Consider the following 26,270-nt stretch of genomic DNA (forward strand, 5'->3'; position numbering starts at 1 on the left):
GGCACAAAATTATTAATTATCAGCCTTATAAATAGCTTAATTTTACCTCAATTCACCATTATCATGCCACAGAAGATCATTTTTGCCACCCAGCATTATCAATATTTAAAGGACCGAATACTGGCCCAGACCGCTTCCCAGTGGGAAAACGGCCAGCTCGAAATCCGTGATTTCCCTGATGGAGAACATTACCACCGTATTGTCAGTGAGATCAGTAATAAAGAAGTAATCCTGTTAGGCGGCACCATCGATGACAAGGAAACCCTTGAATTATATGATCTCGCCAGCGGATGTATCCAGCTGGGGGCACACTCTCTTACCATTGTAATTCCTTTCTTCGGTTATTCCACCATGGAAAGAGCCGTTCAGCACGGAGAAATCGTAAAAGCCAAAACCAGGGCAGTATTATTCTCTTCTCTTCCTAATACCTCCCGGGGCAACAGGATCATGCTGATAGATCTTCATGTAGATGGTATCACCTGGTATTTTGAGAATGATATCCGTCCGGTACACCTTTATGCGAAAGATTTTGTGAAGGAAGCAGCACTGGAGATAGCCGGCGGTAACCCCTTTGTACTCGCCAGCACCGATGCAGGCAGGGCCAAATGGGTTGAATCACTAGCCAATGATTTTCATGTTCCGGCCGCTTTTGCCTTCAAACGCCGCATCTCCGGTGAAGAAACAGCCATCACCGCCATCAGCGCCGATGTAAAAGATAAAATCGTGATCATATATGACGATATGATCCGCACCGGCGGCTCTCTGCTGCATGCAGCTGAAGCCTACATCCAGGCAGGTGCCCATGAAATCTATGTCATCACCACCCATGGAATCTTCGCTGGCAACGGCTTTCAGAAAATAAAAGATAGCGGTATCATTAAAGGTATCTATTGCACCGATACCCATCCCAACGCACTCCTCATCCAGGATGATATGCTACAGGTTAAATCCGTTGATCAACTTATCGTAAATGCCGTGATGGCCAGAAGCTAATACTCAACTTCGTTCATACCTCAACGTAATACATCTTATTCACCATTAAAACCGGTCTGATGATTGATTTTCGTATAATCGAATACGGTAGTTGCGACTACCAGGACATGGTTGCACTCCGTGATGAAGTGCTGCGTAAACCATTGGGACTAACGTTTACGGCTGAATACCTGCAGCAGGAAATCAACGATTTCCTCATCGGCGGGTTCCTGCAGGAAGGTGACAAAACAATGCTGGCCGGTTGCTGTATCCTTACACCCGTCAGCGAAAACACAGTACAGTTAAGGCAAATGGCGGTATCACCCTTATTGCAGGGCAAAGGAGTCGGAAGAGATATCATCCTCTTTGCAGAATCACATGCTGTCAGCAACGGGTTCGGAATACTAACCATGCATGCTAGAAAAGAAGCCGTCGGTTTCTATCAGAAACTGGGCTACGAAATCTGTGGAGACGAGTTTACTGAAGTGGGAATCCCACACTACGAAATGAAGAAAAACCTGATAAAATGAAATAAAGCCCATTGTAAATGGGCTTTCAATTGTATAGATAATTGATATGGACCACCAGTATAACCATCGGCAGCCCCTAAACGCTGCAACAAAAATTTGTAACCAAATCAAGCACTATACAATGAGAAGCCAAGTACTAGCCTGGTCGGGCCTGTGCTATGCCCTATTCTGCTATCATTCCGGCAGTGCATACGCAAAACCCGAAGGGTATCTCACCGCTCAGCAGCCAGCAGATACCACCGTTCCGGTAGTAACCAAACCTGCTGCTGCCGACACTGCCAAAACAAGACAAGATACTGCGAAACCCAAACAGGACACCGCCCTTATCCTCCCGCCGGATGATGCAACCGTGAAGAAAGAAATCGGGAAATTTACTATCAACGGAATGGTAAAGGATGATAAAGGCACTCCCGTTCCCGGCGCACACATTCGCAACCAAACCACCGGCACCTATGCCCAGTCCGGCCCTGATGGCAAATTCTCCATCAAAGCAGGATTAAAAGACACGATCAAGATAAGTTCACCAACCTTCGCAGAACAATCGGTTATCCTCTCCAAAAAGGAAACACTGGCCATTACACTCATGCCCGCTGATGCCAACAAAAAAGTATTGGGTGAGGTAGTGGTAACAGCCCTCGGTATTAGAAAAAACCCACGCTCCGTGGGATATGCCATACAGGAAGTAAGCGGTAGCACTGTACAGGAAGCAAAAGAAGTCAACTTTGTAAACGCCCTTACCGGCAAGGTACCAGGCGTACAAATCAATACCAACAGCGGCTCTATGGGTGGTGCCACCAAAATCACTATCCGCGGTGTTAAATCCATCCTCGGCGACAACAACGCCTTCTTCGTGATCGACGGAGTGCCCATGATGAACAACAACACCAACCAGGGCGGCCAACTCAATGGTGGTGGTGGTTACGATTATGGTAGCCCTCTCCAGGACATCAATCCGGAAGACATCGAAAATATCTCTGTGCTGAAAGGTGCTGCCGCCACTGCACTCTATGGCAGCCGTGGTGCCAACGGTGTAATGCTCATCACCACTAAAAAACGCCCGGACTCAGAACGCGGGATAGGCGTTACCTATAGTCTCAATGCTCAGATAGACCAGGTATATAAACTGCCCGACTATCAAAATCAATACGGTGGTGGCTCCAGTCCACGCTTTGATACGTTGTTTTACAACAAAAACCCCGAGGGCTTCCTCAATGCACAAAGCGGTGCCTACGACGATAATAATGGCAAAGGCCGTTATGATCTGATGCCGCAGTATTACGAAGATGCCTCCTGGGGTCCTAAACTCGATGGGCGCCTCGTACGTCCGTACTGGTCATGGGATAAAAACAAAAACAATCCCTACTTCGGTCAGACAGCCCCCTGGGCAGCGCACCCCAACAACGTAAGAGACTTCTACAGAACAGGCTTTACCCTTACAAATAATATATCCATGGCCGGTAGTAACGATAAAGGTGGTTTCCGCCTTTCCTACGGCAATATGGACCAGACTTTTGTGCTCCCCAACGCCTCCATTAAACGTAATAACCTGTCGTTCAACGGCAATTACGAAGTAACCAAAGGCGTTAGGGCAGTAGCTGCCATGAATTATGTAGCCCTTAATGCCAAGGGCCGCCCTGGTACCGGCTTTACAGGCCCCAATCCGGCACTGCAGTTTACCATGTACGGTCAGCGTCAGCTCGACCTCGACATGGAAAAACGTTACAAATACGACGACGGTTCCCAGAGCACCTGGAACCGCAAAGCCTGGAACGACCCGGCTCCACTCTCCAGCAATGGCCCCTACTGGAACCGTTATATGGACTATGAAACCGACAGCCGTAACCGACTCTTTGGTTTCGCCGGTGTAGACATAGACGCCAACAAATGGCTCAGCTTCTCCGGCCGCGTATTCATGGACGATTACAACACCCTCGAAGAAGAAAGGACCGCCAGAGATTATTTTGTAGGTGGTTATATCAAACGCGTACGTACCTCCCGCGAAATGAACTATCAGCTGACCGCCGATGTTAAAAGAAACTTCGGACACGATTTTCAGTTCAATGCTACAGTAGGCGGTAACATTATGCACCGCCGCTGGACTACCACCGGAGGAAGCACTGTACAAGGCCTTACCATCAAGGATGTGTACAATCTTGCCAACTCCGTACAGCCAGCCCAGTCTATCGATGAGTTCTACGAAAAACAGATCAATTCTGCTTTCGCTACCGCGAATCTGGGCTATAAAAACATGCTCTTCCTCGACCTCACCGGCCGCAGCGACTGGAGCTCCACACTCGTAAAAGGCAACAATCAATACTTCTACCCGTCAGCATCCCTTTCCTTCGTATTCTCCGATCTGCTGAAGGAATGGAAATGGCTCTCCTTTGGTAAGGTAAGAGGCAGCGTGGCCGCTGTAGGTAACGACGCTGACCCGTACAGAATCTACAACACCTACGATTTTGTACCGCCGTTCGGCTCCTATCCGATCACACAGTCTTCTGCCACCAAATACAACAGAGATCTCAAACCTGAACGTACCTCTGAAGTGGAAACAGGGGTGGAACTGAAATTTCTGGACAATCGTGTAGGCGTTGACTTTACCTACTATAACCGCACCACCAGAAACCAGATCATTGCACTGGCACTGCCTGCCGCAACCGGATATACCAGCTCATATGTCAATGGTGGCAGTGTACAAAACAGCGGTATCGAAATTGGCCTGAACCTGAATCCTATCCGCCTTAAAAACGGTTTCCGCTGGGATATCAGCGCCAATATCGCACGCAACCGCAACAAACTGCTCAGCCTCGACATTGAGCAGTACAACACCTCTCTGCCGGTGCTCTATATCGGCACCGACCGCCGTACCCAGAAGGTATCTGTAGTGGCCATGGTGGGGCAGCCGCTCGGCACCATCATCGGTACCGACTACACGTACCTTAACGGTCAGAAAGTAGTAGACGCCCAGGGACACTATGTGCCTACCAAAACAAACGTACCTATCGGCAACGCCTATCCGGACTACGTAGGAGGTATCACCAACTCCTTCACCTATAAGGGTATTTACCTCTCCGCCCTGATAGACTTCCAGCATGGTGGCAACTTCTTCTCCTACACCAACCTGTACGGTGAGAAGTCTGGCCTGCTGCAAAGCACAGTGGAAAACAATATCCGCGAAACAGGTATCGTAGTACCCGGTATTACCGCCGATGGCCATCCCAATACAGTCAATATCACCGCACAGGACCACTTCAGTTCCAATGGCGGCAATGTGATCAGCAAAGCGAATCTGTATGATGCCAGTTATGTCTACCTGAGAGAAGCTAAAATCGGCTACAACCTTCCGGAATCATGGTACAGAAAAATCGGTGCCCAAAGCGCACGTCTGTCCCTCTATGGCCGTAACCTGTGGCTGATCAAATCAAACGCGCCCAATGTAGACCCGGCCAATATTATCAATTCCTCTACCAACGTGCAGGGGATAGAAGGAGGGGCCTTGCCTTCACTCCGCTCTTATGGCTTAAACCTGAGTGTATCATTCTAAAATTTGTGAAGATGACTAACAAGATCCTGAAATATAGCTCCGCTTTTCTACTGCTGGCCACCATAGCGTTTTCCGGCTGTAAAAAGCTCGATGATATCAATCACGACCCAACGAAACCTACTACCGCCGATCCGCAGTACCTGCTGGCCGGCGCCCAGAAAAACGCGATGGACGTGCTCTACAGCGGCCTCCAGAACGGTTATATCGGTATGCACTATGCCCAGTACTGGTCTGGCAACTCCCGTACAGATGACAGCCGCTACAAACTGGACGAAGGCAACAACTCCACGCTCTGGAACAATCTGTACCGTATATCACTTAACAATCTCAATAACATTGTCCGCCAAAACGGCAACAAACTCGATGATCCGAAAATAGCTGCGCAAACGGCCATCGCCCGGATCACAGCCTGCTGGATATACCAGGTGCTTGCTGATGCCTACGGCAACATACCCTATTCCAGCACGTTCCAGCTCGACGCCGGTAATATCACCCCAGCCTACGATGACGCACAAACCGTCTATGCCCGGCTGATTGATACCCTGCAGGCACAGATCAAAATACTGGATGTCACTAAAGGCACACTGGCCACCGGCGACGTGATCTATCTTGGCAGTACTGACAAATGGAGCAAACTGGCTCATTCACTGCTGTTGCGTATCGCCATCCGCATGGCAGATGCCAACGATGCCAAAGCCCGGGAAATCATCGAAGCTAATTACCAACAGGCGTTTACCAGCAATGATGATAACGCGTTGTTCACCTATCTGAATGCCGCTCCCAATAAATTTCCCTACAATGATTCCGAAAGGGAGCTCTCTGACTTTTTCGTAAGTGCTACCCTGGTAGACTATATGAAAAGTGTAGCCGATCCCAGACTGGCCATCTATGCCCGTCCTTCCAAAGATGACCAGGTCATCAACGGAATGCCTTACGGCTGGGCCAGCGCCGATAAAACCCGGCCTGCTCCCGGAAAGTTTTCCTATCCTGGCAAACAGATCTATAGCGCCGTTATGCCCGGTATCCTGATGGATTATGCAGAAGTGGAGTTTATCCTGGCAGAAGCAGCCGCCCGCGGCATGAACGTAGGCGACGCCGCCACCCACTACACCAATGGTATCAAAGCATCCATCAGCTTCTGGAAAAAACTGGCAGACGACAGAAGTATCGATGACCCTGCTATTAACAGCTACATCGCAAAAGTGCCCTACAATGCCAGCGACTGGCGTAATGTAATCGGTACGCAGAAATGGCTGGCGCTCTATCCCCAGGGTCTCCAGGGCTGGTTTGAGCGCACCAGGCTCAACTTCAAAAAACCAGGTGGAACAGCCTTGTTCATAGCACCCATATCCGGTTCTATGGACCCTTCCACACCTTTGGTACCATACCGCCTTACTTACCTGATCTCCGAACAAACCATTAATAAAGCATCATATGAAAATGCCGCCAAAGCAATTGGCGGTGATGTGAAAGGCACTAAACTGTGGTTTAACAAATTTTAACAAAAAAACACAATCAACTAAAACAATCAACCGGCGCCCGCTTTTGCGGGCGCTTTTTTGTTCTGTCCGGCCCTGATCCTTGTCTTCCCGTTTTTCTCAATGCTGCACTTGCTTTATCTTTAAGCCCCCCTATAGTAAGTTTTAAGCGTTTTTATGAAGAAAGTACTGTTATTACTGGCCGTGATAGCCCTTACCCGCTATGCCTCGGCCCAGGAGACCACGCATGCCTATCAGCACTGGTACACTTATTTCGGGACAATGAAAATTAATCAGCACTGGTCTGTCCCCTTTGATGTACAATTGCGTATCAGAGACGGAATCAGCAATAAGGGACAGCTGTTGATGAGGGGAGGACTACAATATGCTATTAACAAACGGCACCAGGTCTTATTGGGATATGCTTTTGTACCTACGTATAACAATGTTAGCGATACCTGGCTACCGGAACAGCGTATTTTTGAGCAATACATCTACAAAGCTCCTAAAATCGATATGACCCACCGTTTCCGGCTGGAACAGCGCTGGGTGGCACAATCATCAGCACCTGGCGCCCACAGGGCCATCGGTGACTGGAAATATGGTAACCGCCTGCGGTATTTCAACCGTACCCAGCTGGCTATCCGCCATCACCAACAGTCAACCCGGTTTTACGTGGCATTACAGGACGAAATTTTCCTGAATCTCTGGGGTAATAGTATCAGCAACCTCCTTTTTGATCAGAACCGCTTTCTGACCGCCTTTGGCTATCAGATCAGCCCCAACCTGAAAGCTGATATCGGCTATATGAACCAGCTTGTTCAGGTAAACAGCGGAGCCAAAACCATGAACCATATCCTGCATTTCAGCGTATTTCAGAACATTAATCTTTAATGCATTTGATATTACTTCCCAAACAGATAATCTAAAACAACATATACATAATACAAACAAAAGCCCGCTGATAATCAGCGGGCTTTTGAACTAATTAAATATCATATATAAAAAATAATTTCTATCTATCAGAAATTAAATATTCGCAGCAAAATCATAAAGCATAATCTCCCTTCATCAGGAAAATCAGTATCCATCAGCTAAAATACCACCCGCCTGAATTAATAGCTGGTGCTAAATTTAGACTTCATCATAGTTGAGAAGAGTTGGTAGGCATCTTCTGTTTTAAAAGCACTGATAGGAATGAGGAAGAAGGATTTTTTATCCCTGTAAAGGAAGAAGAATTTTTTGGTTTCCACTACGCGGTAAAAGCTTTTCCAGCTGATAGAGCGTTCGCGGTCGCTGGCACTGGTAGAGATCTGTATGCCTTCGTCGGAGTAGCGGAGCTGGATATTGTCTTTGAAAGTAGCGGCCTTGTTATAGATGGAAATGGGGAGGAGGTACCAGAAAACGAGCCCGAGCAGGAGTACCATAACGGCGATGCCGGAAAGAGTGCCTGGTGTGACCAGGTTAAAGGAATAACCCGCTATAGTGGCCAACAACAGGATCATAAGGGTGTTTCTAAACACCTTAATCTCACCCCGCTGCATAAAATGATAGCGTAATGCATGCAACACATCTCCCTTATTGTAACTGAACTCTAACTGCATTAGGCGACTGGCAAAACGATTTTTATCTGTTTACGGAAATCGACATAGGATTATCCATTTCATCACGTACAGTAACAGGTGCATCTTTCTTACGGTTACGCTTCAGTGTGGAAAGGAACTCCTCATTGAAGCCCGGAAAGTTTTTCTTGATGAAAAGGAAATACTGCTGTAAGGTCTTGGGATCCACCTTGAAGGGGAAAGCCATCTCCTTACCACTTCCTTTCAGGAAGTCGTTGGTGTTTATTTTTGTTTCGTTTTGTAAATACCATTTGTAAAGGTCCACAATAGCTTTTTCCAACTCTGCTTCATCTACTTTCTCAGCCGTCTCTACCCGGGGAAATAATAATACAAACTCTTCTACCCGTACAGGTTTGGCTTTATCATTATTTCTGGCATTATTACGGTTATCGTTGTTATCCCCGTTTTTATCTCCATTGTTCTCCCCGGTCTTGCAGGTGCAGGTGTTATCACCATTCCCGCCACCAGTGTTGGCATTTGCTGATGTGGCTGCGGCCAAAACTACCAGCAGCAAGAACAACAGCTTTTTCATAAGGCGTCAATTTTTCGAGTCTTAAAAATACAATTATATTCTGAGATTTCTCATGCCTAAAAAAAATAGGTAGTGTCTCAATTTTTTAATGCCGGCTGGCAGCATCTACTGAACCTCCCGCAACTGCGGCAAGACGAAACTGAACTATTACCAGAAAATAGGTAGCGTCTCAATTTCGGCTTTTTAATACCAACCATCGGCACCCACTGAACCTCCCGCAACTGCGGCGACACGAAACCGAACTATTACCAGAAAATAGGTATCTCCCTGAAAAAACAAAAGCAATGGACGAACCATTGCTTTCGAGAGTCATTTACAGTGCATGATGAATCACGCGGTGTAGGAATATTTGGTTTTTCATAGGACAGTAACCATAATAAAAATTAATACAATAACAAATATAATAAAATTATATGGTGACAGGCAGGAAAGGGTAAAAATTAAATATTTTCTAATATGAAGAGGCAAAACTTCAGAAACGAAAATTTAAAGGCTTAAAATTAGACAAAATGAAATATCCTAATACCCCATTGGAGTAATAGGTTAGAAGAAGGAGGGTAAAAAAGGTGTTTCAAACACCGGGTTTTTGGAAAAAAGTAAGGGCGCCTAGAAAAGCGCCCTCAATTTGTTACTATCCTATGAAAACCCTATTTGAATACAAAGGTAAGTGCATGTTATTTTTCTTTGAAATTTTAAAGGCACAATAACATATCATTAACAAGAGTTGCAACATCAAATCAGCTACAACCCATGCTGTTACCGCAGTTCAGGCATTTGTAACAAGTGCCGGACCTTACTGTAATATGCCCACAAACGTTGCAGGCAGGGGCATCACTCTGCATACTACGCAAATAATCCTGCGTGCTCTTTTCTGCAGAATGCATGACCGCAGGCTGCTGCTTTACCGCTCTGGGCACGCTTTGCGGACTACTCCCATGATAAGTCACCCGCATACCTGATAACAAATGGGAGTCGTTTTTTTCCTCGTCTTCATCTCCGGTATTCCCCGGCGCATCCAGCAAATGCACCAGGTCTGTACGCCCCAGATACTCATATCCCAATACCCGGAATACATAATCTACCAGCGATGTAGCCGATTTAATGTTCGGATGGTCAACCATCCCCGCCGGCTCAAAACGGGTAAATACAAACTTATCTACAAATTCTTCCAGCGGAACACCGTACTGCAATCCCACAGAAACCGCTATGGCAAAGCAGTTCATCATACTTCGCAACGTAGATCCTTCCTTCGCCAGATCAATAAAAATCTCTCCCAGTGTACCATCATTATATTCTCCCGTATGCAGGTAAATAGCCTGCCCACCTACTTTTGCCTTCTGGGTAAAACCTCCCCGTTTGGCTGGCAATGTCTTACGCTCTACAATCCTTGACAGCTGCCGCTTCAACGTAGTATCCGTACTAGCGATCATCCGCTTGTTCACTTCTTCCAGCAACTCTTCAATCGTTAACTGATCGGTATCTAAAATCTGTGCAGATTCTGTAGTGGCTGCAACATCTGCTTTTTTCTTCTTATCACTCTTATTACTAAGTGGTTGACTCAACTTACTACCATCCCTGTAAAGCGCACAGGCTTTGAGCCCCAGCTCCCAGCTCAGCATATAGGCATCCGCTATTTCATGCACTTCCGCTTCATGCGGCAGGTTGATCGTTTTGGAAATAGCCCCGGAAATAAACGGCTGCGCAGCTGCCATCATCCGGATATGTCCATGTGGATGAATATAACGCTCCCCATGTTTGCCACACCTGTTGGCACAGTCAAACACCGGCAGATGTGCCTCCTGCAGATACGGCGCGCCTTCTATCGTCATCGTACCGCAGATGTAATCATTGGCTGCCTCTATCTCTGCATCCGTAAATCCTAACGCATGCAACAAACTGAAGTCAAGATTAAAATACTGCTCCGGCGTAAAACCCAATCGCTGCAAACAAGCTTCTCCCAGCGTATAAACATTAAACACAAAGGAAATATCGAACGAAGAAACCACTGCACTATCCAGCTTTTTCAACTCTTCAGCGATAAACCCTTTTTCACTGAGTGACTGATGATTAATATAAGGTGCTCCGGCAAAAGAACCGGTACCCTTTGCATAGTCAACAATTGCTTTTATTTCATGAGGCTGATAACCCAGATTATGCAAGGCTGTTGGAATAGACTGGTTGATGATTTTGAAATAACCACCACCGGACAGCTTTTTAAATTTTACCAGCGCAAAATCAGGCTCTACCCCTGTAGTATCACAGTCCATTACTAGTCCAATGGTCCCGGTAGGAGCAATCACCGTTGTCTGAGCATTACGATAGCCGTATTTCTCACCTGCCTGTACCGCCTCGTCCCAGGCCCTGGTAGCCGCCTTCAGCAGATAATCAGGACAGAACCGGGCATTGATACCCTGAGGAAGAATTTCGAGTCCTTCATAGGCTGTTGCTGCATCATAAGCCGCAGCACGATGATTACGCATCACACGCAACATGTCTTCCCGGTTCTCTGCAAAACGTGGGAAAGCACCCAGATGCGAAGCCATCTCCGCTGATGTCTGATAAGCCACACCAGTCATAATAGCTGTAATAGCTCCTGCAATACCACGAGCTTCTTCACTGTCGTAGGCAATACCATTCACCATAAGCATGGAACCCAGATTCGCATAACCAAGCCCAAGCGTACGGTAATCGTAACTCAACTGAGCCACTTCCCGGGAAGGGAACTGTGCCATCAATACAGATATCTCCAGCACTACCGTCCACAACCGCACTGTATATTCAAATCCCGGTACATCGAAAAGACGCTGCTGCTCATCAAAAAATCGCCGCAGATTGACAGATGCCAGGTTACAGGCAGTATTGTCCAGAAACATGTATTCAGAACAGGGATTGGAAGCATTGATCCGGCCGCCTTGCGGACAGGTATGCCATTCATTGATGGTCGTATCGTATTGGGTGCCAGGATCTGCACAACGCCAGGCGGCATAAGCAATCTGGTCCCAGAGATCTTTGGCCCTAATGGTTTTGACAGCTTTACCGGTAGTCCGGGCTGTCAGATCCCAGTCACTATCATCAGCCAGCTGATGAAAAAAGCGGTTTGGGATGCGAACAGAATTATTGGAGTTCTGCCCAGACACAGTCCGGTAAGCCTCACCTTCATAATCCGCAGAATAACCGGCAGCTATCAATGCCGCTACTTTTTTTTCCTCTTCTACTTTCCAGTTGATAAACTCCAGTACTTCCGGATGGTCCAGGTCCAGGCACACCATTTTGGCCGCCCGGCGGGTGGTACCGCCTGATTTAATAGCACCGGCAGCGCGGTCACCGATCTTCAGAAAACTCATTAATCCGCTGGAAGTACCGCCACCACTTAGTTTCTCTCCTTCTCCCCGGATATGGGAAAAATTGGTTCCCACACCGGAACCGTATTTGAAAATACGGGCTTCACGCATCCACAAGTCCATAATTCCGCCGTCACCTACCAGATCATCTTCTACACTTAGGATAAAACAGGCATGTGGCTGCGGTCTTTCGTAGGCAGAAGTCGATTTCTCCAGTTTACCGGTATGTTGTTCCACGTAAAAATGTCCCTGTGGTTTTCCTTTGATACCATAACTGTCATAAAGCCCGGTATTAAACCACTGCGGCGAATTAGGCACACAAGCCTGGTTCAGCATACAATAAACCAGCTCGTCATAAAATACCTGCGCATCTTCCGGAGAAGCAAAATACCCATAGCGCTCTCCCCATGCCTTCCAGCAATGGGCCATACGATGCACCACCTGTTTCACCGACGTTTCACGGCCCACACTACCATCTTCCTGAGGCACGCCTGCCTTTCGGAAATACTTCTGTGCCAGGATATCAGTCGCGATCTGCGACCATCCTTTAGGTACTTCTACGTTGTTCATCTCAAACACTACATCACCACCGGGATTACGGATCACCGACGAGCGCAGGTCATACTCAAACTGTTCATACGGAGACACTCCTTCCCGTGTGAAATAACGGGAAAACGTCAGGCCACTCTGGCTGCTTGCTGGATTTTTCATACCCAAAATTTTTTTCTTACGATTAAAGAAATATGTAAGGGGGGAGGGTTTAAAATTAATTTTAAAATACCTGGGTAAGTTGGATTATTATGCACAACTTGTGGATAATTGAATCAACTCTTTGCCGGGATGTTTGTTATACCCAAACCAGTACAACAAAAATCCGGCTCAAAATTTGTCGTTAGCAGAGCTTTATATGTGGGTGTTACTTATAATGCCGTAAGTATCATGAACTTCATTCATAGAAAATGAATTGCATGCATATTTATTTAGCATTGTGGGTTATTAATAAAAATATTATACATTTGCGACAACCGGAACAATGCGCTATTGATGTACAATAAAATATACACTTCGTTCATCGAAAGAAAGGCTAGGAAAGAAAAGGCATTCGCGGTTTTGATTGATCCGGATAAGGTTACCCCTGCCGGGATCATTGAACTCGCGACTAAATGCACTGCGGCCAAGGTGGATTATATCTTCCTCGGTGGCAGCCTCGTTATTACTAACCACCTGGATGAATGCGTGCAACAATTGAAAGCCAGCTGTGATATTCCCGTTATTCTGTTTCCGGGAAGCCCTTCGCAGGTTTCGAGATATGCAGACGCGCTCCTTTATCTTTCAATGATATCAGGTAGAAATCCTGAGTTACTGATTGGTCAGCATGTGGTTTCTGCTGCTGCTGTCAAAAAAAGCCAGCTGGAAGTAATTTCTACCGGCTATATGGTCATTGATGGTGGAGCTCCTACCACTGTATCCTACATTAGCAATGCCACTCCTATTCCTGCCGACAAAGCAGATATCGCGATGTGTACAGCCATGGCAGGAGAGATGCTGGGTATGAAGGTTATATACATGGATGCCGGCAGCGGCGCCCGTAACCCTATCACTGAAACCATGATCAACCGGGTAGCTAGCCAGGTAGAAGTACCCATTATCGTTGGCGGCGGTATCCGCGATGCTGAAAAAGCCTATCGCAACTGTAAAGCCGGTGCCGATATCATCGTAGTAGGTAATGCCATCGAACACGATATTTCCCTGATCAAGGAACTCGCAGATGCTGTACATTCCACAGCACCCGTAACATTGTAATTTACGATTTATTCACTTTTTTATCGATATAAAAAAACAGCGGAGATCGCCATAGTGGCTGTCTCCGCTGTTTTTTATCAATTCAATAACAAAAGACTGTTACAAACTCATCATTTCCTTGAATTTAACGGCCTGCCGGCGGCTCACCTCTATCTTTTCCCCACCTCTCATTTCCAGTAACAACCCTCCGTTAAAATAAGTGTCGATTTTCTCGATCATACGCAGGTTCACTATGTGTTTGCGGTTGGCCCTGAAAAAAACCCTTTCGTCCAGTCTTTCCTCCAGTGCATTCAACGACTTCAGAATCAACGGCTTATTAGTCTCAAAATACACTCGGGCGTAGTTGCCCACGCTTTCAAACAAACGGATTTCCTGCAGCTTCACAAACCAGCAACGATCACCATCTTTCACAAACACCTGATCATTTTCAGACAGCAGGGTGCGGATACCACCCGCAGTGGCCAGCCGGTCCTTCTCCTCCAGTTGATGCAGTTTATGGATTGCATCTGCCAAACGCTTGGGCTCCACCGGTTTCAGCAGGTAGTCCAGCGCATTGTATTCAAATGCTTTCAGCGCATATTCATCATATGCAGTGGTGAAGATCACCTGTGGTGCCTTCTCCAGTTCGGCAAGCAGATCAAATCCCGTTTTGTCCGGCATCTGAATGTCCAGAAACAACAGGTCAGGATGTAGGGTCTCTATCTTCTCGATACCATCCTTCGCGTTAACCGCTTCTCCTACCACCACTATTTCCGGGTGATCTGCCAGTAATTTTTTCAGTTCACTCCTGGCCAGGCGTTCATCATCTATTATCAATGCTTTTTTCATTGGCAATATGAAGTTTGGTTGATGATTAATTTTTAAATAATCCAAATAAGCTATAGACAGTCCAAACGATCTGCCATAGCGGTTTCCGTATAACAAGCAATCAGAGTAACGGCATTACCACCCTGGCTTCTACCGTTGCCTCGTCTTTATTTCTGATGTCAAAGGTAGCCCTGTTTCCAAACAAAATACTTAATCGTTGCCGCGTACTCTGTAATCCAAATCCATGGCCATTGAGAACATTTTTCTCCACCAGCTGGCCGGTATTTTCGATCATGATTTCATGTTCCATGTTGTTCAACCGGGAAGCGATAAAGACTGTTCCGCCACTCACTACCCTGGAAATGCCATGTTTGATAGCGTTTTCCACCAGTGTTTGCAACATCATGGGCGGCACCTGCAGCCCCAGTGTATCGGGATCTATTTCATACCTTACCTGTAATCGCTCTTCAAAGCGGATATGCTCCAATGCAAGGTAATCCTTTACAATATTTAATTCACTCTCCAGGCTCACCGTTTCCATCTTTTCTGTAGCCATGGAACTACGCAGGATATTGGAAAGCTCCGTAATGGCCGTCCTTGCCCGCTGCGGGTTCTCATCCACCAGTGCCCGGATGCTGTTGAGCGCGTTAAAGATAAAATGAGGATTCAGCTGTGCCTTGATCGTTTTAAGCTCCAGTTCCCTTACAGTTGCTTCCAGCTTCAGCCGGTCTACCTGTGAAATCCGGTTTCGGTCCACATAATGCCCGATGAAATATATCGCCCACCAGATAAAGGAAACAGCAAAACAGGATACATAACCTCTGTCCAGCAGGTTCTGCAGGAAGTTCTTACTCCGGGGAGGATTACCCACCAGATAATCCAACACCAGATTATACACAAAATACAAAACCACACTGGTACTTAATACCAGCACCAGATATAGTACCAACTGCTTTTCAGAACTGAAACTTCCCCAGCCTCTGAGCTTGTTTAACAAAGCTCTGAACAAATGAGTAGAAAGAATACCGCACAGTACAAAGATGATCAGGTAGATCATCGCAGTTTGCAGATTTGGTTTTTTCAGCGTGAAACTGAAGAATACATTGATCAGGAAATACGCCGACCACCCTAACAATTGTCCCCACCAGTATTTATATACTTGTTTAAACATCCATTTAAATTAGTAAACTTCCCAAGTATACCAAAAATACCGTATGACACACCCTAACGGAATCTAAAATGTTATAAATGGCGAATCAAAACCGGTAAATGGTGAATCCCACCTGCCGAATGGCTGGTATTCCGGCTATATGGGGTTTTTCCCGCCCAATATCGCATGATAACCCATATTTTTTAGTAGTTTTGTTTTTAATTAAACCCTGGATTATCAAATTATGAATATCACGGCCGGTTCACTTTTAAGCCAGATTAATTACCCAGCGGATTTGAGAAAGCTGAGCAAAGACCAGCTTCATCAGGTGTGTGATGAACTACGTCAGTATATTATTGACGTGGTAAGTGTGCATGGCGGCCACTTTGCTGCCAGCCTGGGCGTAGTGGAGCTCACAGTAGCCCTGCACTATGTATTTAATACTCCTTACGACCAGCTGGTATGGGACGTAGGGCATCAGGCGTATGGACATAAGATCCTTACCGGTCGCCGCGATTCCTTTCCGACTAACCGGAAATACAAAGGCATCAGCGGATTTCCCAAAAGAGACGAAAGCGAATACGATACCTTCGGAGTAGGGCACTCCTCTACCTCCATCTCCGCTGCATTGGGCATGGCCATGGCCTCCCACTACAAAGGAGAGTTCGACCGCCAGCATATCGCCGTTATCGGCGATGGCGCCATGACTGCCGGTATGGCCTTCGAAGCACTCAATCACGCCGGTGTGGCCAATGCCAACGTGCTGATTATCCTCAACGATAACTGCATGTCTATCGACCCGAACGTGGGTGCGCTCAAAGAATACCTGACAGATATCACTACTTCTCCCACCTATAACAAACTGAGGGACGATGTATGGAACCTGCTCGGTAAACTGCCGGTAGGAAAACGCTTTACCCGCGAAATGGCCTCCAAACTGGAAGCTTCCCTCAAAGGTGTGGTGTCTAAATCCAGTAACCTCTTCGAATCCCTGCAGATGCGCTATTTTGGCCCTATCGACGGCCACAATATCACCAAACTGGCCGATACCCTGCAGGATCTGAAAGATATTCCCGGCCCTAAACTGCTGCATATCGTTACCACCAAAGGGAAAGGTTATGCCCTCGCAGAAAAGGACCAGACTACCTGGCACGCTCCAGGCCTCTTCGATAAAATCACCGGCGAAATATTCAAAAAAATCCCGGACAGACCGCAACCTCCCAAATACCAGGACGTTTTCGGCCATACCATTATCGAACTGGCAGAGAAAAACGATAAAATCATCGGTATCACCCCCGCCATGCCTTCCGGCTCTTCCCTCAAATTTATGATGGAAAAGATGCCTGACAGAGCCTTCGATGTCGGTATCTGCGAACAACACGCCGTTACCCTCTCCGCCGGCATGGCCACACAGGGTATGCGCGTGTTCTGTAATATCTACTCTTCTTTCTTCCAGCGCGCCTTCGATCAGGCCGTTCACGATGTGGCCATCCAGGACCTCCCCGTGGTTTTCTGCCTCGACAGGGCAGGACTGGTAGGAGAAGACGGACCTACTCACCACGGTGCTTACGATATCGCCTACATGCGTAGCATTCCTAACGTCATCATCAGCGCACCGATGAACGAAGAAGAACTGCGTAACCTCATGTACAGCGCCCAACTGGAAGAAAATACCCATCCGTACGTGATCCGGTACCCCCGTGGTCAAGGTGTCATGCCCGAATGGAGAACTCCTTTTAAAGCCATCAAAGCCGGCACAGGACGTAAGATCCGCGACGGCAAGGATATAGCCATCCTTTCCATCGGTCATATAGGCAACTTCGTAACAGAAGCCTGCAAAGAACTGATCAGCGACGGACTGCAACCTGCCCACTACGATATGCGGTTCGTAAAACCACTCGACGAAGCCATGCTGCACGAAGTGTTCAGCAAATTCGACAAAGTGATCACCGTGGAAGATGGCTCCATCAAAGGTGGCTTCGGCAGCGCCATACTGGAGTTCATGGCAGAACATCACTACACATCCAAGATTCGTATACTCGGTATCCCCGACAGGATCATAGAACACGGTAAACCGGATGAACTGTTCCGCGAATGCGGATACGATCCCGCCGGTATCGCCCGCGCCACCAGAGAAATGCTGCGCGAGAAAATTACCGTGACTATCTAACATCAATACAACTTACGTTACAGATAAAGGAGCGAAGATCCGGCCGGAAAGTTCAATATCCACGGCTTATCTTCGCTCCTTATTTATTTGTACGCCTGTAATTAACAGCCATATGTATTTTCAGTTAAGGATCGTTGATATAAAAAAGGAAACACCCGGCACCTACACCTATTACCTCGAAAATACAGCGCCGGAGCCTATCCCTTATCAGGCAGGCCAGTTCCTGACCTTCATCATCTATGTCAATAACAAGGAATATCGCCGCTCTTATTCTTTCAGCTCTACACCCGGTATCGACCCACTAATAGCCGTTACCATCCGCGAAAAAGAAAACGGCGAAATATCCCGCCATATACTGCGGTCCTGGCAGAAAGGGGACATCGTCACCTCACTGGAGCCCTCCGGAAGATTTGTTTTTGCACCTATTCCTTCGGGAGAACGTGATATCTTCCTCCTCGCCGCCGGCAGCGGCATTACGCCCGTATTCTCCCTGCTCAAACAAATACTGCAGGATGAACCTGCTGCCAGAATAACCCTCATTTACAGCAATACATCGCCTGAAAGGACTATTTTCTACGAACAACTACAAACACTGCAATCCCGGCATCCGCAACTGAAATGCCTCTTTCTTTTTAGTAATGACCCTGACAGTAACCACACTTACAGAAGGCTCAACAATATCCTGCTCGAACTGCTGGTCACTGAACACCTCCTGTTCCATAAAACAGATGCGCAGTTCTTCCTCTGCGGGCCGCCGGAATATATGCGCATGATAATGCTGACTCTCCATTTCATGGGCTTCAGCGACGCGCAAATGCATAAAGAAAACTTTGTGGTGAATACCGAAGCCCGGCTGTCCAAAACAACCCTGCCTACAGATACTACACCGCGGGAAGTCAACATACTGCTGCGCAACGAAACCTATACCCTCACCGTACCTGCCAATCAAACTATCCTGAGCTATGCACTCGAACATGATGTGCCGCTTCCATATAGCTGTAAGGGTGGTGTATGCGGTTCCTGTACAGCACTATGCACCAGCGGTAAAGTATGGATGCCTGTTAATGAAGTGCTCACAGACAAAGAGCTGGCAGAAGGGCTGATCCTCACCTGTGTCGGTTATCCTGCCAGTGAAAAGATCAATATTGAATTATAAAGTATCATAATATTTGTTTAATTATCAATCATATCTGTCTGCGTATTATTTTTCCCATGTGATTTTTTTTATTTAAATTTTGAGGAAATTCGAGAAATGCAACGCTCCCCGATAAAGATTGCTTGTTTGTGTTTGCTTTTTGTAATCATTGTTATTAATGCTTACCTGCTCGCTGGAAGCGAATCATCTACTCAGAAAACCTGGCTTATTCTGAATGAAATTGTATTGTGTAGCGCATTTCTGTTATTAACAATTCCGCTGATCCGCAAGCCGGCTGTTTCCGAATTCGAAAACCTCTTTATGACTCACCCCATTCCCATGTGGGTTTATGAGAAAGATACCCTGCGATTCCTCTATGTCAACCATTCCGCCTGTCACAAATACGGTTATACAAGAGAAGAATTTCTCCAACTAACGATCAGGGATATACGGGAACATGAAGAGTTGGATGCACTGATGGAAAATGTACGCGAACGTTGTAACGGAACAGAGTATCGGGGCATATGGAAACACCGCCAGAAAAACGGAGAAAATTTTTTCGTGGAAATATACGCTCACTCTGCCATGTATGATGGGAAAGATGCCCGTTTTATTATGGCCAAAGATGTGAACGAACAGGTAAAAGCAGCGAGAGAAGCACATCAGCTGGGTGTACGGTACGAACTGCTGGCACAAGCTACCAACGATGCCATCTACGACCGCAACATGCAAACCAACGCCATCATCTGGAAACATGGACTGGAAAGCTTCTTCCAGCCACCTGTCGAATCCGGCGCCGACCTCTACGAATGGTGGCGCACCCATATTCATCCGGCAGATGGACCAGCTGTTATGAGCTCGCTTGAAACCTGTACCCAGAACAAGATCAATTACTGGTCACAACAATACCGCTTCCGATGCCCCGATGGCACTTACAAATACGTAGTAGACCGCGCTTTCGTCATCTACGAAAACAATCAGCCCATACGGATGATCGGTATCGTACAGGATATAGATAAGTATATCAAACAGGCCGTACGTCTCGAAGCACAGAATAAAACACTCCGGGAAATAGCCTGGATCAATTCACATGAAATACGCAGACCCGTTGTCTCTATCCTCAGTATTGCAAACCTCTTCGATAAAAGCAATCAGGATATTCATCTCAACTCGCGTTTAATGGAATGGCTACATCAGTCCACCCTGCAACTGGATGAAATTATTCATAAGATAGAGCATAAGGTGAAGAATATAGAATAGTCTGCTACACCTCATTCATCATAAAATGATTGAAATCTTCTTTCAGCTCAATAAATAGTTTCTGAAAAATCTCCATGCGGCGTTGCAGGGTTTCGTAGTCGCATACAGGCCGGTCGTCGTGGATGACCGTTTGTGGATGGTCCGACTGGCTTTTGGCAAATTGTTTAATATCGTGGAACATCTCGTCGGCAACTTCCCGCTGTCTTAACAAACGGTTCTCAAAGTGTTCGACACTTTTCATTACTTCTTCCGGTGCAACACTAAGCGCAATTTGCTCCAGTCGCTCCCGCATCAGTTGCACTTCTTCTCTTACTTCGTTTACCTCCTCCTTCCAGGAGTCGATCTGATGGATCAGATCTTCAGGCTGTGTTGTAATTTCCATGGTGTATTGATTTATCCATTTATAAAATGATGATTCATCATTACCCAATCAGTAATTTCAATATCCACTTGGCAGTTTACATTCCGCAATTATTAACAAAGACCTACTTCTAAGATACGATCTTTTTTGATGCCGACCTCATAACTTTCGTACTTCCTCACTTGTTATTCAGAGATATATACCAAACTCCGGAAACCGGTTTAATGCCTCCAGAATACCACCAGCACCAATGCAGTCCGATTGCAGCACATTGGGCATTCCCGCTGTACGGACCAGCAATTCGGGTTCTGCATCTCCCACAACCACCCCTTTAAATCCCATCTCAAACATGGAATAATCATTCATAGAATCGCCAGCTACCAATACCTGATGATGCGGTAACGACAGCACTCCTAACAACTGTTGCAGTGTATTGCCTTTATTCACTCCTTTAGGAAGAACATCCAGGTATTTTCCGGCAGACAATACCAGATCACACTGCAGCGATTCCGCTACCTGCCTGGCTGTTTCAATATCAGTAGCATCATCATAATAATAGGAACAACGATACTGCTGCTGTGCCTCCTGATGCAATAACCCCTTCACCGATTTCAGTTTTTCCCTCACCTCATCTCCGGGCCATAACCCCGCAATGGCAGACTGTACAGGTTCTACCGCCACCAGTGAAGCCAGGTGTGTTACGGTAGCACCCACATCACAGATAATATATTCCGGCCTGGGCAAAGCAGGATCTTCCAGTAATGTCAGTACACTACGTATACCCCTTCCCGTTACAAATACCAGTTGTATGTCTTCCCGGCTGCGCACCAGTTCATATAACTGTGCTTTGTCGGCCGCTGAGCCAGCCAGGAATGTTCCGTCAAGATCTGTTGCTAATAACATCTTTATTTTCTGCTGTTGAATGCGTCAAGATAAAAGGTTTAGACGTGTAATACAAATTCAGCCATGGCAAACTACCCGCAAAAACAAGAGACCGGCCTTCCGGCGGTCTCTTGCTGCATATAACGGGTTAATATATCTCACTAAATAATCAGTTCAGCATAGGCACATCTATCAACAAAAATTTTGCCGGTTTCACTACTTCCACTGTTACCTTTTCGTAATCAGTTAATCCGATCGCGTCTCTTGTCGTTAATACTTCATCAGCTACTTTTATTTCACCATCAATCAGGAAGAGGTAAGAACCAATACCAGATTGTTTAGGTGTCAGGTCAATCTTACGGCCTGCTTCAAAATCCCCCAGCGAAAACCAGGTGTCCTGATGGAGTGTCAGTGCACCATCAGTAGCATCGGGTGAAATCACCACCTGTAAAGTGTTTTCACGAGCTGCCGGATCGAAGGTACGCTGATCATAGCGGGGTGTAATATTTCTTTCTTTCGGAAAAACCCATATCTGCAGGAAGTTGGCGTCTTCTGTTTTCGATGCATTAAATTCTGAATGTACAATACCGGTACCGGCACTCATTACCTGCACATCATTTTTTCTGATCACTTCATGTCTGCCGGTATTATCGCGGTGTTCCATACTACCGTCGAGAACGATAGACACAATCTCCATATTGTCGTGCGGGTGCGCACCGAAGCCCATACCACCTTTCACATAGTCGTCGTTGAATACACGCAGCGCGCCGAAATGTATCCTGGCGGGATCATAATAATTGGCGAAGCTGAAAGTATGATGGCTCTTTAACCAGCCGTGATTTGCATAACCTCTGTTATCTGCACGATGTATAATCTTTTCCATAACTTAATCTCCTTGTTTAACAATACAAAGATCGGTATAAAGAAGGGGGAGAGAAATGGATGATATGTTGAAAAACGTGGACAAAAAAAATGCAGCGGAAAACCGCTGCATTCCCATAAATTTTATTGTTCCGGTTATACCAGTACAGCATCCATAGTGATATTGGTATTCAGCAGTTTGCTGATAGGGCAGTTTGCTTTTGCATCAGCGGCCATTTCAGCAAATTTAGCTGCGTCCAGTCCGGGAACGCTGGCTTTTACTTCCAGATGGCTGGAGGTAATAGCACCGTTTTCCAGGGTGATGGTGCATTTTGTATCTATACTGCCTGGTGTTAAACCTGCACCGGAAATTACGAAGCTCAGTTTCATCGTAAAACAGCCGGCATGGGCCGCAGCAACCAGCTCTTCAGGATTGGTACCAACGCCTTCTTCAAAACGGCTGCTGTAAGAGTACTGCGTGTTGTTTAATACAGTAGACTGGGAAGTCAGTGTACCCTTTCCTTCTTTACCGGTGCCTTGCCAATTGGCAGTTGCAGTTCTTTTCATATTATAGTGCTTTTATAAATTTGAGGTGATTAATCCGTGAGAGGCCTCAAATTACAAAAATAAACAGGATTATCGTGATTAAAATAAATAACCTGACGGGTAGGTCCCGTCAGGTTATGTCCGTTAATGCCTTGCTTGCCGCCTTAGATTAATTCTACTAATTCAGCTATCGGTTTCCTTACTTTCTTTGCGTGTTGCATAACATCATCTTCCGCTCTGAAACCAATGGCTGCAATCACTACTGTAGCCAGTCCCTTTTCTTTCAGTCCTAAAATCTCGTCGTATTGAGCTGCGTCGAAACCTTCCATAGGACAAGCATCAATACCTTCTGCAGCTGCAGCAGTAAGCAATGTGCCCAGTGCCAGATAAGCCTGTTTGGAAGTCCATACAGCTATTCCTGCTTCATCCAGTCTGTTAATAGTTCCTTTCATCACACCATTAAATCCTGCGAGATCTTCCGGATTGATATTACGGACAGCCGCTATATTATTCGTATAATCGTCTACGTGAGTTTCGTTCAGATTGCTTATTCTGGCAAACACTACCAGCTGTGATGCATCAGTGATCTGTGGCTGGTTCCAGGATGCTGCTTTCAGTCTTTCCCTGATGGCTGGATTTTCAATGACCAGCATCTTGTAAGGCTGCAGGCCATAAGACGAGGCAGAAAGCCGTGTAGCGGTTGTAAGCCTGTCCAGCTGAGCAGCAGTCAGTTTTCTGGTGCTATCAAATTTTTTCACGGCATAACGCCATTCCAGTTTCTCTAAGATATCCATGATTGTGTCTTTATCGTTTTGGGGTTATTGTTTGATCATTTGTACGCTGGCCAGCAGTTTCACTTCATCACTCAGCAATACACCGCCTGTTTCTGTGGTTGCGTTAAACGTCAGACCGAAGTCTTTACGATTGATTTTACCGCTGAGTTCAAATCCGGCTTTGGTTTGTCCCCATGGGTCCACTACTTCACCACCAAATTCTACTTTCAGCTCTACCGGACGGGTATTGTCACGGATCGTCAGATCACCGATCACTTTATAATTTTCGTCATCTATTTTTTTCACTTCTTTGGAAACAAACAGCAGCTTGGGATATTTATCTGCTTCAAAGAAATCACTCGCCTGCAGGTGCTGATCACGTTGTGCGTTCTGAGTAGTGATGCTGTTGATATCTGCACTGAAAGAAATATTAGCGCTGCTGAAATCATCACCGGCAGTTTCCATGGTAGCATCAAATGTTTGAAACTGACCAGTAACAGTAGTGATCATCAGGTGTTTCACTTTAAATTGCACATCGCTATGAGCGGTATCTATTTTCCAGGTAGTCATATTATTTGTTGTTTAGTTGTTTATTGATAGTGTTTGTTTGTTAAGATTAATTCAGGAAGCCCATTTTACCGGTATTGTAGTCGTTGATGGCTTCATTGATCTCTTCCGGAGTATTCATCACAAAAGGACCGTAGGCTACAATAGGCTCGTTGATAGGCTCACCGCTGAGGATCAGCAGACTGGTATCTTCCAGGGCGGTGACAGTAATATCGGTACCATCCTGTTCGAAGAGTACTGTTTCCACACCTTTGGCTGCGTTGCCGTTGAAGTCGGCTTCTCCGTGCAATACCACTGCCAGCGTATTGAAGTGCTGCGGGAAAGCCACATCAATGGTATCTCCCTTTTTCAGTTTCACATCGAGTACATTTACCGGAGAGAAAGTCCTGGCCGCACCTTTGGTACCGTTATATTCCCCTGCAATCACTCTTACATATCCTTCTTCACTTACTTTTATTACTGGTATTTCGGCTTTGGTCAGGTTCTGGTAACCAGGCTGATGATTTTTAAATGCTTTAGGCAGATTCACCCACAGCTGTGCCATTTCCACTTTCCCACCACGTTTGCTGAACTCGGTTTCATGTTTTTCTTCATGCACAATACCAGCCGCAGCGGTCATCCACTGTACATCACCGGGGGCCAGTTTACCATGGCTGCCGGTAGAGTCGCGGTGTTCCAGTTCTCCTTGATATACAACGGTTACCGTTTCAAATCCTTTATGTGGATGCTGATCTACTCCCCTTGGCCTGTTGGTAGGGGGGAAGTAGGATGGAGCACCATAGTCCATCAGGATGAAAGGGCTTACTTTATTGTTCTGTGTACGGGTACCGCCTGGCAGAACACTCTGTACTCTGAATCCATCGCCCACCATATGTGGCGCTGGTGCTATTAAAATCTGACTGACATGTTTTATGTTTTTCATATTGCCTCCTTTTAAAAGACAATACAAAATTACATGTTGCAACACCTAAATAGAATGGATAAAATGTCTTACCTGATGGACTTTTTTTCCGGAAGGGTAAAAAATCAGACCTGATGGCTGACAGAGCGGGAGGCTTCCTTAAATTCGGAAGGGCTCTGGGACGTGTATTTCTTGAAGAAACGGCTGAAATAATGTGGGTCATCAAACCCAAGCTTATAGGCAATTTCTTTAGCGGTGAGGTCGGTATTATAAAGATAACGCTGTGCCTCCAGGATAACCCTGTTACGAATATGCTCTCCTGCGGTGATACCAGACAGCTGCTTGCTGATTTCATTCAGCAGCACGGGTTTTATATGAAGCAGACCGGCATAGTCAGATACGGTCTTTAGTTCGTGATATTTTTCTTCGATCAGGTTTTTGAATTTCAGGAAGATGGAACTGTTGTGCATAGCATGCTGTTCCGGTGGAATGGCCACACTGTGGCCTTTAATACGGGACCCCAGTACCAGGAAATAACGCAGCAGTCCATGAAGGGCCATTTCATATTCAGGCTCCCGGGTATTCAGTTCTTTCAGCATCAGGCGCACAATAGCTTCAATATCAGCAGATTGATCCTGATCAAGTGTGATCACACTGCTGAACTGGTCGTTGAAAAAGAGGCCGGAATTGATGCCAGACACCTGAGTCTGGTCTTTCAGACACATAAAAGCATCCTGAAAGGCGATCATATACCCTTCGATGCGCTCGCTCATCTGTAAATTATGTACCTGACCAGGTGCGAGGAAAAACAAGGTGTTGCGTTTTACCACATGGGTTACGGTATCGATGGTATGCAACAGGGATCCTCGTTTGATCCAGTAGATGGTATAGAAATCGTGCCGGTGAGGCACGCCAGCCTGGTCAAAAAAGGTTTCTCCCAGCTCACAGAGGCCAGACACCACAAAAGATGGATCTGCCTGTGCATAGGCTGGTAAAGAAATAATCCCGATATTTTCGCGTTTTTCCGCCATCTGT

At 46.4% G+C, this 26,270-nt stretch carries 22 protein-coding genes; 9 read left to right on the forward strand and 13 right to left on the reverse strand.

From position 1 onward, the window contains the following. The first annotated feature begins 63 nt into the window (after nt 1–63). The 5 genes from prs (at nt 64) to DF182_RS11165 (ending at nt 7,418) form a co-directional block, all read left to right on the forward strand. Nucleotides 64–993, forward strand: coding sequence for a ribose-phosphate diphosphokinase (gene prs / locus DF182_RS11145; protein ID WP_113615696.1), 930 nt, complete (start codon nt 64–66; stop codon nt 991–993). 59 nt (nt 994–1,052) lie between these two features. Continuing rightward, entirely contained in the window at nt 1,053–1,502 is a 450-nt protein-coding gene (locus DF182_RS11150) for a GNAT family N-acetyltransferase (RefSeq protein ID WP_113615697.1), read from the forward strand. Nucleotides 1,503–1,623: 121 nt separating this feature from the next. Continuing rightward, nucleotides 1,624–5,046, forward strand: a complete 3,423-nt coding sequence (locus tag DF182_RS11155) for a SusC/RagA family TonB-linked outer membrane protein (RefSeq protein WP_161964119.1) — start codon at nt 1,624–1,626, stop codon at nt 5,044–5,046. Between the two features lie 11 nt (nt 5,047–5,057). Beyond that, on the forward strand, nt 5,058–6,548 hold the full coding sequence (locus DF182_RS11160) for a SusD/RagB family nutrient-binding outer membrane lipoprotein (RefSeq protein WP_113615699.1): 1,491 nt from the start codon (nt 5,058–5,060) through the stop codon (nt 6,546–6,548). A 153-nt stretch (nt 6,549–6,701) separates the two neighbouring features. Then, nucleotides 6,702–7,418, forward strand: a complete 717-nt coding sequence (locus DF182_RS11165) for a DUF2490 domain-containing protein (protein WP_113615700.1) — start codon at nt 6,702–6,704, stop codon at nt 7,416–7,418. Nucleotides 7,419–7,639: 221 nt separating this feature from the next. Here DF182_RS11165 and DF182_RS11170 read toward each other — a convergent pair whose 3' ends face one another. The 3 genes from DF182_RS11170 to DF182_RS11180 all read right to left on the reverse strand — a co-directional run bounded on the left by DF182_RS11170 (nt 7,640) and on the right by DF182_RS11180 (nt 12,730). Further along, nucleotides 7,640–8,128, reverse strand: coding sequence for a YcxB family protein (locus DF182_RS11170; RefSeq protein WP_113615701.1), 489 nt, complete (start codon nt 8,126–8,128; stop codon nt 7,640–7,642). 22 nt (nt 8,129–8,150) lie between these two features. Further along, nucleotides 8,151–8,678, reverse strand: a complete 528-nt coding sequence (locus DF182_RS11175) for a hypothetical protein (protein WP_113615702.1) — start codon at nt 8,676–8,678, stop codon at nt 8,151–8,153. Between the two features lie 737 nt (nt 8,679–9,415). Then, nucleotides 9,416–12,730, reverse strand: a complete 3,315-nt coding sequence (locus tag DF182_RS11180) for a vitamin B12-dependent ribonucleotide reductase (protein WP_113615703.1) — start codon at nt 12,728–12,730, stop codon at nt 9,416–9,418. A gap of 333 nt (nt 12,731–13,063) precedes the next feature. Here DF182_RS11180 and DF182_RS11185 point away from each other — a divergent pair, with 333 nt between their 5' ends. After that, nucleotides 13,064–13,822 carry a geranylgeranylglyceryl/heptaprenylglyceryl phosphate synthase gene (locus DF182_RS11185; protein WP_113615704.1) on the forward strand — a complete coding sequence of 253 codons (759 nt, stop codon included), beginning with the start codon at nt 13,064–13,066 and terminating at the stop codon, nt 13,820–13,822. Nucleotides 13,823–13,921: 99 nt separating this feature from the next. Here the strand turns inward: DF182_RS11185 and DF182_RS11190 are convergent, their stop codons facing one another. Both DF182_RS11190 and DF182_RS11195 read right to left on the reverse strand, forming a co-directional pair. Next, on the reverse strand, nt 13,922–14,650 hold the full coding sequence (locus tag DF182_RS11190; protein ID WP_113615705.1) for a LytR/AlgR family response regulator transcription factor: 729 nt from the start codon (nt 14,648–14,650) through the stop codon (nt 13,922–13,924). Nucleotides 14,651–14,750: 100 nt separating this feature from the next. Continuing rightward, nucleotides 14,751–15,800 (reverse strand): sensor histidine kinase, encoded by a 1,050-nt coding sequence (locus DF182_RS11195; RefSeq protein ID WP_113615706.1) that lies wholly within the window; start codon nt 15,798–15,800, stop codon nt 14,751–14,753. A gap of 223 nt (nt 15,801–16,023) precedes the next feature. On the opposite strand from DF182_RS11195, the gene dxs reads away from it, so the two are divergent. The 3 genes from dxs to DF182_RS11210 all read left to right on the forward strand — a co-directional run bounded on the left by dxs (nt 16,024) and on the right by DF182_RS11210 (nt 20,344). After that, nucleotides 16,024–17,949, forward strand: coding sequence for a 1-deoxy-D-xylulose-5-phosphate synthase (gene dxs, locus DF182_RS11200; protein ID WP_113615707.1), 1,926 nt, complete (start codon nt 16,024–16,026; stop codon nt 17,947–17,949). A 112-nt stretch (nt 17,950–18,061) separates the two neighbouring features. Next, nucleotides 18,062–19,105, forward strand: a complete 1,044-nt coding sequence (locus DF182_RS11205; RefSeq protein WP_113615708.1) for an iron-sulfur cluster-binding domain-containing protein — start codon at nt 18,062–18,064, stop codon at nt 19,103–19,105. A 132-nt stretch (nt 19,106–19,237) separates the two neighbouring features. Then, the gene (locus DF182_RS11210) at nt 19,238–20,344 is read left to right on the forward strand and encodes a PAS domain-containing protein (RefSeq protein ID WP_161964120.1); all 1,107 of its coding nucleotides are present in this window, start codon (nt 19,238–19,240) and stop codon (nt 20,342–20,344) included. A gap of 4 nt (nt 20,345–20,348) precedes the next feature. Here DF182_RS11210 and DF182_RS11215 read toward each other — a convergent pair whose 3' ends face one another. The 8 genes from DF182_RS11215 to DF182_RS11250 all read right to left on the reverse strand — a co-directional run bounded on the left by DF182_RS11215 (nt 20,349) and on the right by DF182_RS11250 (nt 26,266). Next, entirely contained in the window at nt 20,349–20,726 is a 378-nt protein-coding gene (locus DF182_RS11215; protein ID WP_113615710.1) for a hypothetical protein, read from the reverse strand. Between the two features lie 168 nt (nt 20,727–20,894). Beyond that, nucleotides 20,895–21,608: an HAD-IIB family hydrolase gene (locus DF182_RS11220; RefSeq protein ID WP_113615711.1), complete on the reverse strand. Its 714-nt coding sequence runs from the start codon at nt 21,606–21,608 to the stop codon at nt 20,895–20,897. A 148-nt stretch (nt 21,609–21,756) separates the two neighbouring features. Next, a complete protein-coding gene (locus tag DF182_RS11225) occupies nt 21,757–22,470 on the reverse strand; it encodes a pirin family protein (RefSeq protein ID WP_113615712.1) in 714 nt (237 codons plus the stop codon). A 134-nt stretch (nt 22,471–22,604) separates the two neighbouring features. Then, entirely contained in the window at nt 22,605–23,015 is a 411-nt protein-coding gene (locus DF182_RS11230; protein ID WP_113615713.1) for an OsmC family protein, read from the reverse strand. Nucleotides 23,016–23,158: 143 nt separating this feature from the next. Then, a complete protein-coding gene (locus DF182_RS11235) occupies nt 23,159–23,788 on the reverse strand; it encodes an NAD(P)H-dependent oxidoreductase (RefSeq protein WP_211327095.1) in 630 nt (209 codons plus the stop codon). Nucleotides 23,789–23,812: 24 nt separating this feature from the next. Next, nucleotides 23,813–24,337 carry a YceI family protein gene (locus DF182_RS11240; RefSeq protein ID WP_113615715.1) on the reverse strand — a complete coding sequence of 175 codons (525 nt, stop codon included), beginning with the start codon at nt 24,335–24,337 and terminating at the stop codon, nt 23,813–23,815. A 46-nt stretch (nt 24,338–24,383) separates the two neighbouring features. Beyond that, nucleotides 24,384–25,256, reverse strand: coding sequence for a pirin family protein (locus DF182_RS11245; RefSeq protein WP_113615716.1), 873 nt, complete (start codon nt 25,254–25,256; stop codon nt 24,384–24,386). A 104-nt stretch (nt 25,257–25,360) separates the two neighbouring features. After that, on the reverse strand, nt 25,361–26,266 hold the full coding sequence (locus DF182_RS11250) for a helix-turn-helix domain-containing protein (protein ID WP_113615717.1): 906 nt from the start codon (nt 26,264–26,266) through the stop codon (nt 25,361–25,363). Nucleotides 26,267–26,270: the final 4 nt, after the last annotated feature.

The sequence above is a fragment of the Chitinophaga flava genome, from assembly GCF_003308995.1.
In the GTDB taxonomy this organism is placed as follows: domain Bacteria; phylum Bacteroidota; class Bacteroidia; order Chitinophagales; family Chitinophagaceae; genus Chitinophaga; species Chitinophaga flava.